Origin of the sequence: Cellulophaga sp. HaHaR_3_176 (genome assembly GCF_019021925.1) — a bacterium.
Taxonomy (GTDB): Bacteria; Bacteroidota; Bacteroidia; order Flavobacteriales; family Flavobacteriaceae; genus Cellulophaga.
Map to the genome: position 1 here is coordinate 2,107,347 of NZ_CP058990.1, position 22,055 is coordinate 2,129,401.

The 22,055-nt window shown below is 31.2% G+C and carries 19 protein-coding genes; 11 read left to right on the plus strand and 8 right to left on the minus strand.

The window, feature by feature from the left end:
* Positions 1 to 84: 84 nt before the first annotated feature.
* Positions 85 to 549, plus strand: a complete 465-nt coding sequence (locus H0I23_RS09360; protein ID WP_216782963.1) for a hypothetical protein — start codon at positions 85 to 87, stop codon at positions 547 to 549.
* A gap of 33 nt (positions 550 to 582) precedes the next feature.
* Here the strand turns inward: H0I23_RS09360 and H0I23_RS09365 are convergent, their stop codons facing one another.
* On the minus strand, positions 583 to 1,062 hold the full coding sequence (locus H0I23_RS09365; RefSeq protein WP_216782964.1) for a Dps family protein: 480 nt from the start codon (positions 1,060 to 1,062) through the stop codon (positions 583 to 585).
* Between the two features lie 103 nt (positions 1,063 to 1,165).
* Here H0I23_RS09365 and H0I23_RS09370 point away from each other — a divergent pair, with 103 nt between their 5' ends.
* Complete coding sequence (locus tag H0I23_RS09370) at positions 1,166 to 2,107, plus strand: LysR substrate-binding domain-containing protein (protein ID WP_216782965.1); 942 nt, start codon at positions 1,166 to 1,168, stop codon at positions 2,105 to 2,107.
* A 40-nt stretch (positions 2,108 to 2,147) separates the two neighbouring features.
* Here the strand turns inward: H0I23_RS09370 and H0I23_RS09375 are convergent, their stop codons facing one another.
* Positions 2,148 to 2,345, minus strand: a complete 198-nt coding sequence (locus H0I23_RS09375) for a hypothetical protein (RefSeq protein ID WP_216782966.1) — start codon at positions 2,343 to 2,345, stop codon at positions 2,148 to 2,150.
* A gap of 137 nt (positions 2,346 to 2,482) precedes the next feature.
* Between H0I23_RS09375 and H0I23_RS09380 the strand changes: the two genes are divergently transcribed.
* Positions 2,483 to 3,757, plus strand: a complete 1,275-nt coding sequence (locus tag H0I23_RS09380) for a D-alanyl-D-alanine carboxypeptidase/D-alanyl-D-alanine-endopeptidase (RefSeq protein WP_216782967.1) — start codon at positions 2,483 to 2,485, stop codon at positions 3,755 to 3,757.
* On the opposite strand, the gene H0I23_RS09385 is transcribed toward H0I23_RS09380, so the two are convergent.
* Genes H0I23_RS09385 through H0I23_RS09395 form a run of 3 tightly spaced genes read right to left on the minus strand, consistent with a single transcriptional unit; the run spans position 3,741 to position 5,345 of the window.
* Positions 3,741 to 4,256, minus strand: coding sequence for a peptide-methionine (S)-S-oxide reductase (locus tag H0I23_RS09385; protein ID WP_216782968.1), 516 nt, complete (start codon positions 4,254 to 4,256; stop codon positions 3,741 to 3,743). The two genes, H0I23_RS09380 and H0I23_RS09385, sit on opposite strands and share 17 nt — an antisense overlap.
* Before the next feature lie 13 nt (positions 4,257 to 4,269).
* On the minus strand, positions 4,270 to 4,860 hold the full coding sequence (nudK, locus tag H0I23_RS09390) for a GDP-mannose pyrophosphatase NudK (RefSeq protein ID WP_216782969.1): 591 nt from the start codon (positions 4,858 to 4,860) through the stop codon (positions 4,270 to 4,272).
* Between the two features lie 14 nt (positions 4,861 to 4,874).
* The gene (locus H0I23_RS09395) at positions 4,875 to 5,345 is read right to left on the minus strand and encodes a DUF4442 domain-containing protein (RefSeq protein WP_216782970.1); all 471 of its coding nucleotides are present in this window, start codon (positions 5,343 to 5,345) and stop codon (positions 4,875 to 4,877) included.
* A gap of 137 nt (positions 5,346 to 5,482) precedes the next feature.
* Between H0I23_RS09395 and H0I23_RS09400 the strand changes: the two genes are divergently transcribed.
* The 6 genes from H0I23_RS09400 to H0I23_RS09425 all read left to right on the plus strand — a co-directional run bounded on the left by H0I23_RS09400 (position 5,483) and on the right by H0I23_RS09425 (position 11,266).
* Positions 5,483 to 5,965 carry a DUF4870 domain-containing protein gene (locus H0I23_RS09400; protein ID WP_216782971.1) on the plus strand — a complete coding sequence of 161 codons (483 nt, stop codon included), beginning with the start codon at positions 5,483 to 5,485 and terminating at the stop codon, positions 5,963 to 5,965.
* A gap of 160 nt (positions 5,966 to 6,125) precedes the next feature.
* The gene (locus H0I23_RS09405) at positions 6,126 to 6,461 is read left to right on the plus strand and encodes a PadR family transcriptional regulator (RefSeq protein ID WP_216782972.1); all 336 of its coding nucleotides are present in this window, start codon (positions 6,126 to 6,128) and stop codon (positions 6,459 to 6,461) included.
* A 2-nt stretch (positions 6,462 to 6,463) separates the two neighbouring features.
* Complete coding sequence (locus tag H0I23_RS09410; RefSeq protein WP_216782973.1) at positions 6,464 to 8,266, plus strand: PspC domain-containing protein; 1,803 nt, start codon at positions 6,464 to 6,466, stop codon at positions 8,264 to 8,266.
* A gap of 99 nt (positions 8,267 to 8,365) precedes the next feature.
* Complete coding sequence (locus tag H0I23_RS09415; RefSeq protein ID WP_216782974.1) at positions 8,366 to 9,100, plus strand: head GIN domain-containing protein; 735 nt, start codon at positions 8,366 to 8,368, stop codon at positions 9,098 to 9,100.
* Positions 9,101 to 9,200: 100 nt separating this feature from the next.
* Positions 9,201 to 10,211, plus strand: coding sequence for a dipeptide epimerase (locus tag H0I23_RS09420; RefSeq protein ID WP_216782975.1), 1,011 nt, complete (start codon positions 9,201 to 9,203; stop codon positions 10,209 to 10,211).
* Positions 10,211 to 11,266 (plus strand): aminotransferase class I/II-fold pyridoxal phosphate-dependent enzyme, encoded by a 1,056-nt coding sequence (locus tag H0I23_RS09425; RefSeq protein WP_216782976.1) that lies wholly within the window; start codon positions 10,211 to 10,213, stop codon positions 11,264 to 11,266. Before H0I23_RS09420 ends, H0I23_RS09425 begins: the two co-directional genes overlap by 1 nt.
* Before the next feature lie 100 nt (positions 11,267 to 11,366).
* On the opposite strand, the gene H0I23_RS09430 is transcribed toward H0I23_RS09425, so the two are convergent.
* The 3 genes from H0I23_RS09430 to trxB all read right to left on the minus strand — a co-directional run bounded on the left by H0I23_RS09430 (position 11,367) and on the right by trxB (position 17,640).
* Positions 11,367 to 12,851, minus strand: a complete 1,485-nt coding sequence (locus H0I23_RS09430) for a SusD/RagB family nutrient-binding outer membrane lipoprotein (protein WP_216782977.1) — start codon at positions 12,849 to 12,851, stop codon at positions 11,367 to 11,369.
* 11 nt (positions 12,852 to 12,862) lie between these two features.
* Entirely contained in the window at positions 12,863 to 15,985 is a 3,123-nt protein-coding gene (locus H0I23_RS09435; protein ID WP_216782978.1) for a SusC/RagA family TonB-linked outer membrane protein, read from the minus strand.
* A gap of 692 nt (positions 15,986 to 16,677) precedes the next feature.
* The gene (gene trxB / locus H0I23_RS09440) at positions 16,678 to 17,640 is read right to left on the minus strand and encodes a thioredoxin-disulfide reductase (protein ID WP_216782979.1); all 963 of its coding nucleotides are present in this window, start codon (positions 17,638 to 17,640) and stop codon (positions 16,678 to 16,680) included.
* Between the two features lie 240 nt (positions 17,641 to 17,880).
* On the opposite strand from trxB, the gene H0I23_RS09445 reads away from it, so the two are divergent.
* Together H0I23_RS09445 and H0I23_RS09450 are read left to right on the plus strand one after the other, a co-directional pair.
* The gene (locus H0I23_RS09445) at positions 17,881 to 20,784 is read left to right on the plus strand and encodes a PEP/pyruvate-binding domain-containing protein (protein WP_216782980.1); all 2,904 of its coding nucleotides are present in this window, start codon (positions 17,881 to 17,883) and stop codon (positions 20,782 to 20,784) included.
* 2 nt (positions 20,785 to 20,786) lie between these two features.
* The gene (locus tag H0I23_RS09450; protein WP_216782981.1) at positions 20,787 to 22,046 is read left to right on the plus strand and encodes a serine hydrolase; all 1,260 of its coding nucleotides are present in this window, start codon (positions 20,787 to 20,789) and stop codon (positions 22,044 to 22,046) included.
* Positions 22,047 to 22,055: the final 9 nt, after the last annotated feature.

Consider the following 22,055-nt stretch of genomic DNA (forward strand, 5'->3'; position numbering starts at 1 on the left):
ATCATTCTAAAATTATAAATGAACTAACTGATACTGAAAATGCGAATGCTATTGCTATTGCTAAAGCAATTAAAGAACAATAAAATGAAAAACTTTAAACTGAAAATTTTGTTATTCCCAACAGTATTTTTCACATGTATGGTAAGTTATGCACAGTCAAATATAGTTCAAGACACAATATCTGGTTTTTACTTAACGAAAAGCTATGAGGGATATACAGGAAGTAATTATGAAAGTCTTGTTTTAGAAGAGCGCCCAATTATACACATATCGTATATAGAAAAAGTTGATCGAGGTTTTGATTCTAATACAAGAACGGTTGTCATTTTAAAATTAAACAAAGAGGGTGCTCAAAAATTAAAAACAACAACAACAAACCATATCGGAGAGCCAATGGTTTTAGTTTTTGAAACAAAAATAATTACTGCTCCATTTATATCTGGCACTATTGACAGTGGTTATTTAGAAATATCAGGGGATTTTTCTGTTCAAGAAGCTACAAGTATTGTTAACTGGATTAAGAAAAAAACAAAAGCCTTTAAGAATTAACTAAAAGGCTTTTATTTATATTTAAATAGTAGCTTAAATTTCTTCTGTTAACCAAGCTTTCATCATCCAAACTGTTTTTTCTTGCTCACTAATAAAGTCACTCATCATAGAGTTTGTTCCTTCATCATTTGCATCTCCTGCAGTTTCTAAAATTCGTCTTTCGATAACTAATAATTTTTTAAGAGAGTCTACTACTAATCTAATTGCATCCTCATCTCTCGTAATATTTTTACCTACAGCAATTTCTGAATTAGAAATATAATCTTCAAAAGTATGTAAAGGCACATCGCCTAATGTTAATATTCTTTCTGCAATTTCATCTACTTTTAAATTTGCATCAGTATACAATTCTTCAAACTTAACATGCAGGTCAAAAAAACGTTTCCCTTTAATATTCCAATGAATACCTCTTAAGTTTTGATAATATTGTTGAAAATTAGCCAATAATATATTTAAATCTTTACTTAAAATTTCTGATTTTTCGGCGCTTAAGCCTATGCTATTAAGTTTCATATCTCTATCTTATTTTATATCAACAAATTTAAGAAACATTAGTAACTTTACACTATAAGCTTTATCGATAGTTTTTATAATTTTATAGCCTAAAACAATACAAATGACCATTACTCAATTACAATATGTACTTGCCGTTGCAGAATACCAAAATTTTACGCTTGCTGCCGAAAAAAGTTTTGTTACCCAACCAACGTTAAGCATGCAGGTACAAAAACTTGAAGATGAATTAGATATTTTAATTTTTGACAGAAGTAAAAAACCAATTGCTGTAACTGAAGTTGGAAAAAAAATTGTCAGTCAAGCAAAAAATATTGTAAACGAAGCTAATAGAATCAAAGATATTGTAGATCAAGAAAAAGGATTTATAGGCGGAGAATTTACCTTAGGCATTATACCTACCATTATGCCTACTCTTTTACCTATGTTCTTAAATACGTTTATAAAAAAATACCCAAAAGTAAATTTGGTTATTAAAGAACAAAATACAGACGATTTAATACGAAATTTACAAGATGGGCATATAGATGCTGGAATTGCTGTTACACCATTAGAAATTGAATATATAAAAGAAAGACCACTGTATTACGAACCATTTGTAGGTTACGTTCCTAAAAACCATCGATTAAGTAGTTTTAAAAAAATTACATCTACCGATTTAGATATTAACGATGTGCTATTACTACAAGATGGACATTGCTTTAGAGATGGTGTTATCAATCTTTGCAAAGCTTCTGAAAGTCTGTACGATGAAACTTTTCAACTACAAAGTGGAAGTTTTGAGACCTTAGTTAATTTAGCAAATGAAGGTATGGGAATGACTTTACTTCCGTTTTTAAATACACTAAATTTAGATGATAAAAGAAAAGAAAACTTAAGGTATTTTGAAAATCCATCTCCTGCAAGAGAAGTAAGTCTTATATATCATAAAAGTGAATTAAAAATTCAGATAACAGATGCTATAAAAGATGTAATATCTGGTATTGTTCGAGGTGCTATTGCTTTTCAAGATGTGAAAATAATTAGCCCTTTAAATAAAAAGTAAAATAGCGAAATAAAAAAAAGCCACTATATGGTGGCTTTTTTTATGCTTTTAAGTAAATTAAACTTTGTTGTAATTCTGGTTTATCTGTAATAAACTGTATAATCCAATCTTTTAATTCTTCTACTTCTTCAGGTAATAGAGTTGAAACTCCTTTTTTAACCTCTTTACAAAACAATTTCGTATCAAAACTAACTTTTTTAAGTACCGTTTTTGTGTACTCAAGCATAGTTACTCCCATAATTATTTCTATTTAATGATATTTAAATTTAACTAAAAAAAACAAATCATATTGTTTTATCATTGTTAAATAATTGATAAATTGCTCTTAATGTGTATCCAAACAACTAAGTATTCTCAGTTTAAACTCGCTTTATAATGATAAAAAAAAACATCCTATTTCTACTAATTATAAGCATTTTACAAAGCTGCGCTAGTTCAAATCACAAAAGAATAAATAAAAAAACACTAATTTCTCTTCATGATGATTTTTACAAAAATCAGTTTACAGGGTTTATGGTTTTTGATCCTTTTACAAAAGATACGTTAGTAAATTATAATAGCGAAAAATATTTTACACCTGCTAGTAATACTAAAATTGCGACACTCTATACTGCTTTATCAACCTTACCTGATAGCATACCTACTTTAAAATATATCGTAGATCAAGACACTATACATGTTCAGCCAACCGGAGACCCGACCTTACTTCACCCTTATTTTAAAGACAGTACACTAATTTCTTTTTTAAGAAAATTTAAAAATATAAACTTAGACCTCACCAACTTTAAAGATGATAAATATGGGCCAGGTTGGGCTTGGGAGGATTATGCCTATTATTATCAGCCAGAAGTTAGCAAGTTTCCGCTTTACGGAAATGTAGTATCTATACATAAAACAGACTCTTTAAATATTACCCCTTTATTTTTCAAAAAAAATGTTTCTGAGATAGCTTATAATACCTATCGAGAAGAACTTGAAAACACGTTCTATTTTAACCCTTCTAGAAAAGATACACTTCATATACCTTTTATTACAGACAGTATTGTTACAAAACAATTACTCGAAAAAGCTTTAAATAAAAATATCAAGTTAGAAACCTCGTTTCCTAAAGGCATTAAAAATACTTTATATAGTCTACCATCAGATTCTGTATATAAAAGAATGATGTTTAAAAGTGATAATTTTTTAGCAGAACAACTTCTTATACTTTCAAGTGCTGTACTTTCTGATACATTAAGTGGTTCTATTGCTAGAAAGCATATGTTATCAAATAATTTATCTGATTTAAAGGAGAAACCTAGGTGGGTTGATGGCTCTGGATTATCACGTTACAACTTGTTTTCACCAGCATCTTTTGTACATATATTATCAAACCTTTATAATGAGCAACCTCGAGAGCGAATCTTAAATATATTCCCTGCAGGTGGCACATCAGGAACTTTGAAAAACTCATATAAAAATGGTGATAAACCATATATTTATGCAAAATCAGGCTCGTTAGGAAACAATTATTCTTTAAGTGGGTATCTAATCACTAATTCTGGTAAAACACTCATATTTAGCTTTATGAATAATCATTATACTCAACCCACTTCAGAAGTAAAAAAACGAATGGAAGCTATTTTTGAAAATATTAGAGATCATTATTAACCACCTTCTCTTTATTTACATATTTTGAAAATTTATCTAATACTAGTTTTAGTTTCGGAGCTATATAAGTATCGCAAAATGGTTTTTCCGGATTGCTGAAATAGTAATTATGAAACATAACCTCTGAAGGTTTAAACCCCTTAAAAGTATGTACTTTAGTAATTATTTGCTCTTTAAAATTTTTCTGAAGATATAATAAAATTGACGTTATCTTTATCTTTTCTGAATCGTCAAAAACATACACTGCAGATCTATATTTAGTTCGCATTGTATGGTTTTTAGTACTCTTATGGGTATATAAATGTATTTCTATTAAAATATGTAAAGGGATAACTTCTGTATTATAATGTATAATTACAGCCTCTGAAAAAGCAGAATGCTCATCTTCTCCGGCAATAAAGCCCTGTTCAACTAAAGTTACCCCCAAGAGAGATTGAAAAACTGCTTCTGTACACCAGTGACAGCCACCACCAAAAGCAATTTTTTTTATTAAACTCATTTTTTATTTCTATTTATTCTGCTCCAAAAACTTGATTAACTTTTGCATAATATAATAACATTACTGTTTTTGCATCATTAATTTCACCTGATGTTATCATTTTTAATGCTGTATCAAAAGAATATTCTAAAACTTCTATATTTTCTGTTTCATCTTCTGCACCACCACCTTCACTAATTTTCATATTTTCTTCGTAAGAACCTATAAAAAGATAAATGATTTCTGTTACAGAACCTGGTGACATATAAGACTGAAGTACTTTTTTTACTTTATCAACCTTGTAACCTGTTTCTTCTTCTACTTCTTTTTTAATACAATCTTCAGGGTTATCACCATCTAAAAGACCTGCACAAACTTCAATCAACATTCCATCTTCATTACCATTCATGTAAGTTGGCATTCTAAATTGTCGAGTAAGTAACACTGTCTTTTTTGCTATATTATATAAAAGAATTGCAGCACCGTTTCCTCGGTCATAAGCTTCTCGTTGCTGTTCTTCCCAAGTTCCATCTTCTTTTTGGTAGTCGAATGTAATTTTATTTAGTGTATACCAATTGTCAGACAACAACTCTTTTTTAATATTTTTTACTTTACCGTTTTTCAAAATATTTTATATTTCTAAGTTGTTGTCTTATTCTTCTTTATTCTGATAGTCCATTCAAAATTAAATGTAGATACTATTACACCATCTGTATTTACACCCACCGATTTCATCCAAATAGTTTGCCCCTCGCCTGTTGCAACAGTATTAGCTATCGCGTCTTTTATTAAATGTCCATCTTCACATGTAAATGTAATTTTACCTGTAGCTTTTTTGGTAAAACTTGCATTGTTATTTGCTACTAACATCGAAATTTTATGGCCGCTTTCTTTAATTTGATCAATCATCATGGCACCTGTACTTAATTCTGCAGCCATACCTTGTACTGCCCAAAACATAGATTTAAAAGGGTTCTGATTTACCCACCTATGTTTAACAGTTACTACCGCTTTAGTAGTATCTATATGACGTAAACGAACGCCGCACCACCAGGCAGATGGTAATTTAAAAAAGGTAAAAGAATTAAACTTACTTACAGAAACTCCCATGTATATGTGCTTATATTTTTCATAAATGTATTGAAAATAAACGAAGTATAAAATGTTAAATTAATGTTAATATTTAGTACTATGCAACACATAGTACCTTTTTTTAAACATATATTTGCATAAGAAATTACTAAGCCATGACAGATACCTTAACAAAACACGAAAGAAACTTATCCGCTATTATACATGCATCTACGTTTTCTAAGTTTTTTATCCCTTTCGGAAATTTTATAATTCCGTTAGTTTTATGGACTGCTAATAAGAAAGAATATGAGTATGTGAATTACAATGGTAAACAAGCATTAAATTTTCAAATAAGTCTTTTGTTATATTCTTTTATACTAGGTATTGCATCTATTCCATTTTTTATAGGTTTTTTACCAAATGTATTCGACAGTGGTAATTTTAATTTTGGAAACTTCAGCCATTTAAACAACTTCAACTTTCATTTTAATTCTGATAATTTCAGATTAAGCAATTGGTTAATTCCTTTTGGTATTACTGGTTTATTACAAGGTGCTTTAACCATCGTAAATATAGTTTATACGATACTTGCTGTAATAAAAACTAACGAAGGCGAAGTTTTCAAATACCCAATCACTATTAAGTTTATAAAATAAAAAGGTATTAATCACACCTCTAGTATCAAAGTTTATTCATCAATCAAAAAATCAATCAGGATGTTTATTCATCAATCAAAAAACGAACAGTTAATTTATGCAGAACCAATTTTTAAAACTACTTAAAATAAGAGTTCTGCATATCAAGAAAAATTAAATTATGAATGTAGAAAATACAAAAGCGCAAATGCGCAAAGGAGTTCTGGAATACTGCATACTATCTATCTTAAACGGAGAAGATAAGTATGCTTCAGAAATTTTAGGAACTCTAAAAGATGCCAAAATGCTTGTTGTTGAAGGCACTATATATCCATTACTTACAAGGTTGAAAAATGCAGGTTTATTAAATTATAGATGGGAAGAATCTACCTCTGGACCGCCCAGAAAGTACTATACACTTACTGAAACTGGAAAACTTTTTCTGAAAGAGCTAGATACTACTTGGGATGAATTAAGGAATGCCACTAACCTAGTAACCAACAACATAAAAAACTAAAAATGAACAAAACTGTAAATATAAACCTAGCGAATGTACTTTTTCATATTGATGAAGAGGCATACAATAGAATGAAAAGATATCTAGAATCGATAAAACGATCTTTTTCAAATACTTCTGGTAGTGATGAAATTTTAGCAGATATTGAAGCAAGAATTGCAGAACTTTTTCATGAAAAACTAGCAAATGAAAGACAAGTAATTACCTTGAAAGAAGTTGATGAAGTTATTGCTATCATGGGGCAACCTGAAGATTATATGGTTGACGAAGATATTTTTGAAGATGAACCTAAACAAACTTCTTTTGCTTCTGAACAAAAAAGACAGAAAAAATTATTCCGCGATATTGAAACTAAATATGTCGCTGGTGTTTCTGCTGGTTTAGCTCATTATGTAGGTATAAGCGCCATTTGGGTGCGAATTTTATGGATTCTTTTAACCGTTTTTTCTGGTGGTTCTTTTATTTTGATTTACGGGTTGCTGTGGATCCTTATTCCTGAGGCAACCACAACTGCGCAAAAATTAGATATGCGTGGTGAAGATGTTAACATCAGTAATATTGAAAAAAAAGTAAAAGAGGGTTTTGAAGATGTTGCCGAGCGCGTAAAAAACGTTGACTATGAAAAAGTAGGCCACAAAGTTAAAAGTAGCAGTAAAACATTTTTCGATACCATTGGTAGCATAATCATGTTTTTCTTTAAGATCATTGGTAAATTTGTTGGTATTTTTCTAATAATTGGTGGCGCAGCTGGACTCATTGCTTTATTAGTTGGCCTGTTTACTGTTGGTGTTTTTGATAGCGTACATTTTGGACCATTAAACTTATATGAACTTGTAGATGCTACAAATACACCTATTTGGCTTGTTTCGATATTCGCTTTCTTTTTAGCTGCAATTCCTTTATTTTTCTTACTTTATTTAGGTTTGAAAATTTTAATTACAAACTTAAAATCAATAGGTTCTATTGCAAAATTTTCTTTACTAGGGTTGTTTCTTATTTCTTTTATTGCCATACTTATTTTAGGAGCAAAACAAGCAACATCTAGAGCTTTTTGGGATAGTACGTCTACAGAAAATGAGCACTATCTAGAAAATGCAAATGATACTTTAAATATTTCATTTACAAGTAACGATTTACATTGGAATAGAAAGAGGTTTAATATTGGTGACATGATTGTTAGTTATGATGATAATGGTAACGAAATTTTAGTTTCTAACGATGTAGAGTTTAAATTTAAAGTTTCTAAAGATTCTTTAATACATGTTGATGTCCAGAAAAATGCGAATGGCAGCACCTTCTCAAATGCTAGGCTAACTGCCGAAGAAATTGAATATTCATATTCACTACAAAATAACAATTTATACCTAGATGATTTCTTAACTACTAAAAGAGAAAATAAATTTAATAATCAAGAAGTAATTGTTATCATCTATCTACCTAAAGGTATTTTACTCGATTTTCAGAAAGAAGACTCTCACTGTCGAAGAATCAATTTTAAAAACAATCAAGATTTTGGTGGCTGCGATGTTACAAAATATGCTTGGCGAATGGGTTCTAACGGAGAATTACAATGTTTAAATTGTCCAAATGATGATGATGATAATGACAATACTGATGATAACCGAATTCAAATAAATGGTAACGGCATACATATTAATATTAATGAAGATGGCGAAAAAGGTAAAATTCAAATTAACGAAAATGGCATCGATATAGATGTTAACGATAACGGAGAATCTTTTAAATTAAAAATAAATGAAAATGGTGTTAAAGTTAACACCGACGAAAACACCTCTACAAATTAAACAACAATTCATCAATCAAAATCAACAACTGGGTAGTAATCGTTATTATCTATCATAAATAAATAACAAATTTACATCAACCAAAAAAAAACGACAATCATGACAACACTAGTAAAAATTGCAATTACCATCGCTTTTACAATACTTTTATCTTCTTGCGGCTTAGATATTAATATCGGAGATTTTAACTCCGGAATAAAAGGTAACGGAGTTGTTACTGAAGATGCTCGAAGTATTAATGAAAATTTCACTTCAATATCTGCTTCAGAAGGTTTAGAAGTTTATGTTACACAGGCTACCGATTTTTCAATATTAGTAGAGGCTGATGAAAATGTAATAAACTTAATTGAAACAGATATTAAGGATGGAGAACTACATATTCATACAGAAAAAAACATAGGTAATGCTACCAAAAAAGTATATGTTTCTTTACCTAAAATTTCAACATTAAATAGTTCTAGTGGGGCTTATGTAAAAACAGAAAACACCATAAAAACAGGTAGACTTTCTATAGCTTCTAGTAGTGGTTCTATTGTAAATATTGATATAAATGTTGACAACCTAAATCTTGATTCTAGCAGTGGTTCTAACCTTAATATATCTGGCACTGTTGGTAATTCTGAAATAGAAGCCAGTAGTGGTTCAAATATTAATGCGAAAAAATTAACAACTAAATATTGTAATGCATCAGCTAGCAGCGGAGGTAATATAAATATATATGTGAGCGAATCTATAAACGCAAATGCTAGTAGCGGAGGTAATGTTTCTTACTCCGGAGACGCTACATTAACTAGTAAAAAAAGTATTTCTGGCAGTGTTTCATTTAACGATTAAACAAGCAATCTAAACTTAATTAAAAGCCACTGAAATTTCAGTGGCTTTTGATTTTATAATCCTTATGGTTTATCTATTTTAGTACAAACATTCGTTTATCATGAAATTTAGTCTTAAAAAATACATTTTACCATTAAAACATACTTTTAGCATATCTAGAGAGTCACACGATTTTCAAAATTCTTTAATTGTGAGTTTATCAGAAAATAACCAAACTGGTTATGGCGAAGCTACTTCTAACCCATATTACAATATAACGGTAGAAAGTATGATGAACGAAATTAATAGTATTAAAAACGATATCGAGAGTTTTAATTTTACAAAACCAGAAATATTTCATCAATTTTTAGTTGATAAAGGATTATCTAATTTTGCTATTTGCGCATTAGATTTGGCTGCTCATGACCTTTACGGCAAATTATTAGGTAAGCCTTTGTATGAGATTTGGAATACAACAACTGCTACCTACCCTACCACCAATTACACAATTGGTATTGCAAGTATTGATAAAATGGTTGCCAAAATGAAAGAAACTCCTTGGCCTATTTATAAAATTAAACTGGGTACTGATGATGATGTAAATATTGTAAGAGAGTTACGTAAACACAGTGATGCAATTTTTAGAATAGATGCTAATTGTGCTTGGACTGCAAAAGAAACAATTTTTAATGCTCCCCTCTTAAAAGACCTTGGTGTTGAGTTTTTAGAACAACCTTTAAAAGCTGATGATTGGATTGGTATGGAAGAGGTTATGCACCACAGCGTTTTGCCTGTTATAGCTGATGAAAGTTGTATTGTAGAAAGTGATGTTGAAAAATGTGGCCTCCATTATAGCGGAATAAATATAAAGCTTACCAAGTGTGGCGGACTAACCCCTGCTCTTAGAATGATTAAAAAAGGAAAAGAAATGGGTCTTAAAATTATGGTTGGTTGCATGACAGAATCTACCGTTGGTATTTCTGCTATTGCACAACTTTTACCTCAATTAGATTATGTTGATATGGATGGCGCCCTTTTACTTAAAGAAGATATTGCTAACGGAATTATTATACAAAATGACGCTAAAGTAATTTTTCCTTCATTGGGTGGTAGCGGTATAACACTTAATTAATGGTGAATTATATAGACTCTTTTCCTGGTAGAGAAATATCTATTAATAATGAAAAGCATCTTTATTTTGGAGGTACATCGTATTTAGGCTTACAACTAGATGAAGAATTTCAACATTTATATATTAACAATTTAAAAAAATACGGCACTAATTACGGAGCTTCAAGAAAATCAAATATTAGAATTTCCATTTTTGATCAAGCCGAAGATTATTTAGCAAACTTAGTGGGTAGCGAAGCTGCTGTAACAATGTCATCAGGGTATTTAGCTGGGCAGTTTGTAGCACAATCACTATTAAAAAGTAACCATAAATTATTTTATGCTCCCAATACTCATTCTGCACTTTATTTATCTGATACCAGCAAACCCTATGTAACGTTTTCTGCATTAAATATTGCACTTAGAGATCATATTGATAAGAACAAAAAAACAATTCCAGTTGTATTTTTAGATGCTGTAGATTTTTCAGGAGCTAATTACCCCAATTTTGATGGCTTGCAACAATTACCTTTAAATGATATTATTTTAATTGTAGATGACTCGCACGGTATTGGTATTGTAGGTGAAAATGGAGGTGGTGTTTTTGAAACAGTAGCTAACTTAAACCCTAAAGAATTAATTGTTTGCTGCTCATTAGGGAAGGGGTTTGGTGTACAAGGTGGTGCTATTTTTGGTTCTCAAAAAAGAATTAATGCATTAGTTGATACTGATTTTTTTGGAGGATCTAGTCCTGCATCACCTGCTAATTTAGCAAGTATTTTATACGGTGAAAATATTTATACTTCTAAAAGGGTTTTACTTGATATTAACACTCAACTTTTTATAAAATCTTTAGGTAATAATGTTAATTTTAAACATATGCCTAATCACCCTGCATTCAGTTTTTCAAACGAAGAACTGACTACCTATTTAGAAGATAATAAAATTATTATTACAAGTTTTAGATACCCAAATGAAGACTCTAACCTGATGAGTCGGATAGTTATTAGTGCTGCACACACTAAAAAAGATATTTTAAAAATATGTGAGATTATAAACTCTTTCTATAATTCTTAAAAAATAAAAGCTGAACGGTAAAATACCATTCAGCTTTAAAGTTTACAAACATATTGTTTAGTTCACTAAAGTAATTAGTCAACTAATTTCATCATTCATATTAATTATCCCACCAAACTGGTGTAACAGGAGTTTGTTGATTTGCTAATACATTAGTCTCATTTCTAGAGATTTCAGTTGACGGATACTCAGCTCTTCTATACCACTGACCTTCATATTCGTTATTATCAGCTGCATCTTCTAATCTAATTTGAAGCCCCTTAAAAGCATCTTCTGAAAAGTCATATCTTCTAAAATCAACAAACGTTTCCGGGTTTAAGAAGTTATGGATGTATTTTTCTTTTAAAATATGGTTTAACATTAATCCTGCCTCTCCAACAGCTATAGCTGCGTCTGACAAGTAATCAGCACCATCAACACCATACATATCCATGCTTGCCTGTACACCAGATAAATATGCCGTATAAGCATCTAAATTTGAACCTGTACTAATTGTCGTACCTCCGTTAGCTAAAAATGCAGCTTCTGCTTTTATAAACATAGCTTCGGCATAACTAATTAGCATTAATGGAGAATCTACACTAGTATAATATCCATCAGTTTTAAAACTTGTATTTGCATCAGACCCATCTGTTGATATTCCTAAACCTCCACTTACAAAACCTCTGTACTCAATATCTTCATCAGGTATTTCTGCAAATAATGGCAAACGAGGGTCTATAATTACACTACCACTCTGAAATGGGTAATACTCTCCATTCATTGAACTCACTAACTGGCTTGCAATATCATTACTAAAATTACCTGTTGATCTTGCTAAAACCTCAACTGAATACCAAGGATTAATATTTTTATCATCGTAAAACATTTGAAAATCATCATCTGTAGAAGTATAACCATTTGCAATTGTTGTTAAAACATCATTTGCTGTTACAATTCCTTTATTTACTAAATGCAATTGGTAACGTGCTTTAATAGTGTAAGCTGTTCGTAACCATTTATCAGAATCACCTCCATAAATAAGATCAGAGCTTCCTAAATCAAACCCAGAATCATCAGTACTTTCTAAAGCAGAAATTGCATCATCTAATAAAATAAATATTTGAGTATATATTTCTTCTTGCGTATCAAATGTTGGAAAATTATTATCAGGTCCATTTGTTGCATCTGAGTAAGGTATATTATCCCAAGTATCTGTAGCAATACCTAAATTAATTGCAGTTAACACATCAGTAATCGCTCCAATATGTATCGCATTACTTTCAATTGATTTTTCTTTAATTACCTTCAAATTTGGCAAAATATAAAGATACACTTGATCCCAAAGCCCACTTGCTGTTGTTTGTCCAGCAGCTCCTCCTCCTGTACTAACAAAATTTTGCACATAATTACCAAAAGATAACTCAGCAGAGCGTTGAGCCTCCATTGTACTGTGAATTATTGGTGCAATTAAATCTTGCATACGTAATTGGTCTACCGTTGCTGTATTTGAGGGTGTGTTTACTTCAAAATACTCTTCGCTACAGGCTACAAAAACAGCTGTAAATAAAATTAGTATTATTATTTTAGTTATTATATTTTTCATAATTATATTTTTTAGAATCCTATGTTTATACCTAATGAATAGCTTTCAGATATTGGAACGCTTAAGCCTGTAAAGCCATATACATTACTACCTGCACTGTATTGGTTTCCTTCTGGATCAAAACCATCAAAAGGAGTCCATATTAGTATATTATTTGCACTAGCGCTTATACTTACTTTTGATAAATTTAATGAGCTTATAAACTTACTATCAAAATCGTATGAAAGACTTATGTTACGTAGTTTTACCCACGATGCATCTTGAACTAAAACTTCTGAAGCCCTATTGTATTGATTTTCATTTCTATAATAATCTTGATCTATTAATCCTTCTCTTGTATTAGTTACATAACCACCAATACCGTCATCCATAACTCCATCAAGTACAACCAACTCATCTCGTAATAAAGTACTTAAAGGGTTTCCATTTCTTATAGAGTTTCTTAAACCAGAATCATATAAATCGCCTCCTTTTTTATATTCTAGTAAGAAATTAAATCCTATTCCTTTCCATTTAAAATCACTACCTATTGACGATACAAAATCAGGAAAAGCATTACCTACTTTTACTCGCTCATCTAAATTTATTACAGGTAAACCATCTGGAGCAATATATCGCTCACCATCTACATACGTCCATTTATAACCGTATAATGACCCCATCTTATCACCTGCACGAATTTCTGAAGTCACACCCACAAATCCTGAATCTGCAAAAATTATAGACTCAATATCATCAGGAATTTCTAAGACTTTACCTTCACTTGTTGACCAGTTTAAAATAAGATCCCATTTGAAATCTTTTTTCTGAATGATATTTGCGCTTATTAATAATTCATGACCAAAAACTTCAAAATCTCCAGCATTTCTAGTTATCCCTGATAAGCCTGAAGAATACCCTGTACCAACAGTGAAAATCTGATCTTTAACTCTTGTTTCATAATACGCATAATCTAATCTAATACGATCTTTTGCAAACCTTAAATCTGCACCAAACTCAGTAGATTGATTTCTTTCTGGAACTATTTCTAAATCTCCTAGCTGTGTACTTCTTCTATACCCTCCAGAACCTCCGAAAGGAAAATCACCATCAACAATAAAATATTGACCAACATCACCAAAACCAGGTCCTTTACCTACCTCTGCCCAAGAAGCTCTTAATTTTCCGAAAGTAAATACATTGTTATCTCCAAATACATCAGAAATGTCATAAGCTAAACTAGCTGAAGGATAAAAGAAAGATCTATTTTCTTTAGGCAATGTAGATAACCAGTCATTTCTACCTGTTAGGGTTAAAAACAATTTATCATCATAACCTAATTTCAGTTCACCAAAAACACCCATATTACGTAACTGAGTAACCGTATTATTTATAAAAAAATTAGTTGTATTTCCTATTTCATTTATGCCGGGCACATTTAAACCTTCACCTCTAGCTTCTGCATAATCTCTTTTAGAATCAGAAACCTGATGACCTAATGTAAGGTCTGTAGTAAATTTATCAGACCAATCTTTATTAAAGGCTACTAAGAAGTTAGATTCTAATGCTGTAAAATTTATATTTTGATTTAATATAAAACCACCAACTTGTGAACCTCCATCTAAATCAGCACCAACAAAACGATTACGTTTATCTGAGTAATTATCAACTTGCGCTGCATATGTTATATTCACCCAGTCTTTAGGTGCCCAATTGAATGTAGCATTACCTACCCAACGGTTTACATCGTCAATTAAACTACTCGTTTCCATTAAATATCTAGGGTTATCGATAATTCCGAAAGAATAATCACGTTCAGAACCATCAGCATTCTTGTAGTCATTAATAGGAAATGTACTTGAATAAAATGATAATGCACTCATTACCGATTTATCACCACCATTTGCTCTTTTTCCTCCTGAATTAGTATACGATATAGATGTATTGATATTAAAGTTATCGGTTACTTTATAGCCTGAATTTAATCTGAAATTAGTTTTCTCATAATCAGTATTAGGCAAAACCCCTTCTTCACTATTATTACCTAATGAAAAGAAGTAATCTAATTTTTCGTCGGCCCCACTAATACTTAAATTGACTTGAGAATTAAACCCTGTTCTAAAAAGATCATAAGGGCTATAAAATTGATCTCCTGTCAAATCTACTATTGTACCATCACTTAAAGTTGCAGAATCCGCCGCATACTCAGGGCCCCAATTGTAAAAAGAAATTGCATTCTCAACTCTATTAAAGCCTGTTTCTGAAGTAGGATCGTAAAGCGTTCTAGGGAGTCCATTATAACCTTCTCTATACGTTGTTTGCAGTGATGGTGTTTTGTTTATATTTCTAAAAGTAGTTGAAGCCGTTAAAGATATCTTAGCCTTCCCTTTTTTACCTTTTTTAGTGGTAATAATTATTGCGCCATTTGAAGCTCTAACACCATATAAAGCAGTTGCTGCAGCACCCTTTAAAACATTAAAACTTTCAATATCTTCAGGGTTAATATCTCCTGCCCTGTTTGAGAAAGCAAATTGTTCAGAACTACTTGCTGAATTTGAACCTGAACTCGGTCTAACTTCTCCTGAAAAAGTATCATTATTTAATGCAATACCATCTACTATGATTAATGGTTGATTACTTCTATTAGGGTTTACAGATGTTACACCTCTAATTAAAATATCAACTCCGCCACCTGAAGTACCTGAAGTTCTATTAATTTGAACCCCAGCAACTCTACCTTGCAAACTTTCGATTGCATTTGACTGCCCTGCTAAATTTAAATTTTCAGCCTTAACTTGCGTTACTGAATACCCTAATGATTTTTGTTTCTTTTCCACCCCAAAAGCTGTTACTACAACTTCATCTAGGGCACTTGCATCTTCTTCTAAAACAACGCTCAATCTAGAATTTGAACTAATTTTAATGTCTTTAGATTTCATACCTAAATATGAAACTCTAAGTACATCTCCTATTGCCGCTGCAATCTCAAAATTTCCATCAAAATCTGTTGTTGTACCAACCGTAGTTCCTGTAATCAGAACTGTAACTCCTGGCAATGGACCTCCATTTTGATCCTTTACCTCTCCCGTGACATTTTGTGCTATACCATTTGCGCAAAAAAATAGCGCGGTAAGCATTAAAAGTGCTTTTTTCATATTCTCATCTTTTGGTTATTATGAATCTAAAGTCTTAAAAAAAACCAAAAAAACAAACCCTAAGTTTAACTTATACGATATTATTATAATTGAGAATAAAAAAAGAATTATACCTATAAAAAGCATACTATAAATCATTTTTATTGATTTTGATTTAAAAAACAAAAAATGTAAGTTATTTCATGTTAAATCACGCAAATAACTAACAAACAAATACTTAAAAAAAATGGGTGTGAAAAAATAATTAGATTGTTGGTATTGCTTTTAGTTTCTCTTAGTGAAATACCCAGATCTATAATGAGAGACTTTTTTTTTAAAAATACCTGTCAATTTTTTAATTATGATGATATGAATATATCAGATACTATTCAGAACTTAAATGTTTATCTAAAAACAAAGATTTAAAGTAAAGGGCAACTTATGTAGACTCGATATTCAATTGAAGATCTAGCTGGATAGATTTTTTCATTGAAATTATTCAAAAAAAAAGATACTTTAGAAGAGAGACTAAAGTTTAATTCTGAAACTATAATAAATATTCAAAGTACTGTTAATTTGAACTTCATTTAGCTGCTATTAATTATAGCTAAATAATTATTGATGATAATGGGATTAAAATATCATCAGAAAATCACAAATAAATAGACAAAAAAAAAGCCGCTAAATTAGCGGCTTTTTAGTTATTTATATTTTTATACTGTTTCTGGCATTTCTATACTAGCTAAATACCTTTCTGCATCTAAAGCTGCCATACAACCCGTACCTGCTGCTGTAATTGCTTGACGGTACTCTTTATCTTGAGAGTCACCACATGCAAAAACTCCAGGAAGGTTTGTTTTCGTAGATTTACCTTTAGTTATTAAATAGCCTGTTTCATCCATATCTAATTGGCCTGCAAATATATCTGTATTCGGTTTGTGCCCAATTGCTATAAATAAACCTGTAATTGCAATATCGTCCTTTTCACCCGTTATATTGTTAACCATTCTTAAGCCTTCAACAACTTGGTCTCCTAAAACCTCATCTACTTCTGTATTAAAACGAATTTCAACATTAGGTAGACTTTTAACTCTGCGTTGCATTGCTTTTGAAGCTCTCATCTCATCTTTACGAACTAACATTGTAACTTTGTTACAAATATTAGCTAAATAAGAAGCTTCTTCTGCAGCAGTATCTCCTGCACCTACAATAGCAACATCTTGTTTTTTATAAAAGAAACCATCACAAACAGCACAAGCAGATACTCCACCACCTCTAAGCTTTTGCTCACTAGGTATATTTAAATACTTTGCAGTTGCACCTGTTGATATTATAATTGTTTCCGCTTCTATTTGTTTAGAGTCATCAACAGTAACTTTATGAATACCACCAACTTTGTTACTAAACTCTACAGCAGTAATCATCCCTATTCTAACCTCTGTACCAAAACGCTCTGCCTGCTTTTGCAATTGCATCATCATAGTAGGCCCATCAATACCTTCTGGATAGCCTGGGAAATTATCTACTTCTGTAGTCGTAGTCAACTGCCCACCTGGTTCCATGCCCGTATAAACAACAGGCTTTAGATCTGCTCTAGCTGCATATATTGCAGCTGTATATCCCGCAGGACCAGAACCAATAATTAACGTTTTTATTCTTTCAATGTTATCTGACATAATCTAGTTCTTCATTAGTTACTTCAAAAGTAGGTTTTTTGTTAAAAAACTTACATTAAAAGTTATCAAAAGTTTTTATACTTCTATATAATTAAATAGCTATTCTATATTTTAAAGTAAATTACCATCTTTTAAGAATTAAAATTAGCAGCTTCTAATGTATTAAAAATATTCATTTTATTTTCTCTTATGCTATTACAAAAAGTATACTTTTACTATGATTTGAAATTTACCCAACCTATGAAAATTACGTATTTCACATTATTTTTTTTAATTATAGCTACGCCTGTCATACATTCTCAAAAGATTAGTAATGAGAAGATAACAGAACAAATTAATGCCTACAAAAATGATATTCGAGGTCCGTATAAAGATATTCGATGGTTTTGTACTGACGGAAGTATTAGGCAACCCAAAGACCCTTGTCCTGAAAAAATAGGAGCAGGAGTACAACATGCGCGTTACAAAGATGCTGTTGTAGCTTTAGGCACGAGTAATCATGTGTTTTTAGGTCAAATTTTGGCTTATACTGATGCTACAGATTTTTGGGATATTGAATATAACCACTCTCGCTTAAAACAATATCAAATAGATAAATATTTAAAAACAATTGACAATGGTTGGGTTTTACAAAAAGGTCAATATTATAGAGGCTCTATACAATCGGAAGATGAACAAGCTTGGGGTGTTAAATTTTATAAGTGGCTACTTACTGACAAAGAGCGAGTTGCTGAAAATTATTTTTTAATCAGACAATCTTTAAAAGATATACCGCATGAAGGCGATGATAATACTTCTCAATTAATGAGAAGCCAATCTAAAGTCATATCTGATACTTTCGAACCTTTTATGGATCTTAGAGTTAAAATTCATAGCCAGCCAGAATACACTGATATTCAAAAAGTTAAAGATTTTAAACAAAAAAATACTACTAAATTAACGAGTGTAATTCAAAAACAAATTGATGAGTTAATCAATACAATGAATGTGTTTTACATTCCTATTGATGCTAATAAATTTTTAGAAAAAGCGCCTTTGATTAAACAAACTTTTATAGGCGAAAAAATTGCGGCTTATGCCATTACTTCTAAAACAGAAAACCCTCAGGGTTTATTAATTAATTCTGCTGAATTATTATTTGATATTAGAACTGCTATTTTAAGTGAAGCAAACCCTGCTATTAAATTACAATTACTTGATATTTCTTTAAAAATTGAAGAAGTATTATTTAAAAATGCTCCTAAATGGGAACCTTCAAACATAAACGAATTACTTGAAAAAATTTGTTATTTAGGTATGGCAACTGCTGGTGCAGGATATACTGAAATTTGGGAATGGCAAGAGTTAAAAGGATCATTAAGTAACTATGAAAGTGAAAAAATGACTCTGGGTGAGCTTACTTCTGTGTTAGAAAAAGCGCGTAGAGAAGTAGAATGGAGTGCTTCAATGGTTAAAGCCATCTATCAAGATATTGTGAATGAATATACTGCTTTTGAACCAAAAGCTTATGGTTTTATAGATGATAAAATCAGAGGTTCTATTGCATTGCATTTAGGGAAATCAGTTGGTGAACTAGGAGATTTTATTGCTAAAGAATCTTCTTTAAGTAATAAAGTATTGAACATAAAAAACCAAAGTACATTTCGAGGTTTGAACCCTGGCTATGCTCATGGCGAATTAGTGGTTGTAGATGGCTCACCTGATGATATTGAGGTGTCTTCTGATAAAATATACATCTTTCAACGACCTCCTGCCGATCTAAAACCAGTTGCTGGCATTGGCACCGTTGCTGAAGGAAATATGGTCTCGCATGTACAATTATTGGCTCGTAATTTAGGTATACCAAACACAGCGTTATCTGATGAAAATTTAAAAGATTTGAAACAGTACGATGGTGAAAAAGTATTCTATGCTGTTTCTAATAAAGGAAATGTTATTCTGAAATTAGAAAAAGATATGTCAGCTGATGAGCTTGCACTTTTTGCTAAAAAAGAAAGAAAAGAAGAGAAAATTGCTGTTCCTGTAGAAAACATTCGTTTAGAAGAAACTGCAATTTTAAATATGCGTAATGTAGATGCTGAAGACTCTGGTAAACTCTGCGGACCAAAAGCTGCGAATTTAGGGCAATTGAAAAAAATGTTTCCTGATAATGTAGTTGAAGGTTTGGTAATCCCGTTCGGAATCTTTAGAGATCACATGGATCAGACTATGCCTGGAAAATCAGTTTCTTATTGGACGTTTTTAAATGATATGTTTGCTGAAGCAAATAAAATGCGAAACAATAATATAGAAGAAAAAGAAGTTGAAAATTACCAACTTATACAATTAGAAACACTGAGAGCTGCTATTAAAGAAATGCCTTTAAAAAGTGAATTCACAGCAGGATTAGAAAAAGAATTCTCATCTGTTTTTGGTAAAGCATTAGGTGATATACCTGTTTTTTTACGCAGTGATACTAATATGGAAGATTTGAAAGATTTTACAGGTGCAGGTCTTAACCTTACCATATTTAATGCTGCCGCTAAAGAAAAAATTATTACAGGTATTAAAGATGTTTGGGCTTCTCCGTATACTGAGCGTAGTTTTAAATGGCGCCAAAAATATTTATTAAATCCTGAAAATGTTTTTCCTTCTATTTTGGTTATCCCTAGTGTTGATGTAGATTATTCAGGTGTTTTAATAACAAAAGGATTGAGTTCTGGTAATGAAAAAGATTTAACTATTGCTTTTAGCCGTGGAGCTGGTGGTGCTGTTGACGGTCAATCGGCTGAAACGTATTTGATTAAAAAATCTGGTGGGTATGAGTTACTAGCTCCTGCTCGTGAACCGTACCACAATACATTACCTATTACTGGTGGTACTGGCAAAAAAATGGTAACTTTTGAAAAATCAGTACTAAATAGTCAGAATATTAAAGAAATACGTGAGCTTTCTGAAACCATACGAAAAACAATGCCTAAAGAAACAAAAACAGACTATAACGGCGCTTATGATGTAGAGTTAGGGTTTAAAAATGATAAATTATGGCTTTTTCAAATTCGCCCTTTTGTAGAAAACAAAAAAGCATTAAGCTCTACGTACCTAGAGTCTATTACTCCTAAAATTAATATTAATAAAGAAATAGATCTTTCAACAAAACTATAATTATGAAAAAACTAGCACTATTCGCACTACTAATTAGTTCTTGTTTTGCATTTACAACTATTATTTTTTACCCTATTGATGGGTATGAAAAGACAGGTATTAAAAGATTACTACGTCTAGAATTAATAAAAAATGGTGAATTAAAAGATGCTAGCCCTTTACCTGAAGGAGCTAAAAAATCATGGAATGACATTCAACTAAATCTAACCGCAAAAGCATCTGATAGTGTTGGTACTTTTTTACAAGTAGATGATGCTTTTCAGAAGGAAATTAATAGCTTATTTAAAGGATTAGATAAAAGCTATTCTTTGGCTGTTTTAGATATTTCAAATTTAGATAGTATCCGTTATGCCAAAAGAAATGAAACAGCAGGCTACCAACCAGGTAGTGTAGGTAAATTAGCGGTTTTAAATGCTTTATTTACTCAATTAGCTAAGATTTACCCTGACTCTTGGGATAGTAGAACTGAGCTATTAAAAAACAAAACTGTAAAAGCTGGTGTTTGGGGTTTAACTGACGAACATACTATACCAATTTATAACGTAGAAAAGAAAACGTTAGTTAAAAGACAAGTAATTGCTAGCGATGTTTTTTCGCTTTATGAGTGGACAGACCACATGTTATCAGTTAGTAATAATGGTGCTGCAAGTATTGTTTGGCGTGAAGCTTTATTAATGGCTGCTTTTGGTAAAGAGTACCCAGAATTAACTGATGAAAAAGCCCTAGAATATTTTAAAACAACGCCTAAAAAAGAGATTACAGATTTAGCTAATGATGTTGTCAATTTACCGCTTCGCGATTTAGGTATTTCACATGATGAGTGGCGCTTGGGCAGTTTTTTTACGGGAGGTGCAAATACTTATGTTGGTGATAAAGGTGGTAGTATAGGTTCTCCCGCTGGTCTGATGAAATTTTTAATTCAATTAGAACAAGGTAAAGTAGTTGATGAAAAAAGTAGCTTAGAAATGAAACGTTTGATGTATATGACTGATCGTAGAATTAGATATGCACAATCGCCAGCTTTAAAAGACGCTGCTGTTTATTTTAAATCAGGTAGCTTGTATAAGTGTGATCGTTCTAACGGGCAAACCTGTGGTAAATACATGGGGAATATTCAAAACTTTATGAATTCTGTAATAATTGTAGAACACCCTGATAATTGTACTTACATGGTCGTATTAATGACAAACGTATTACGCAAAAACTCAGCTTCTGACCATATGTATTTAGCTTCTGCGATTGATAAAGTAATTCGAAAATAAGTTTTATAA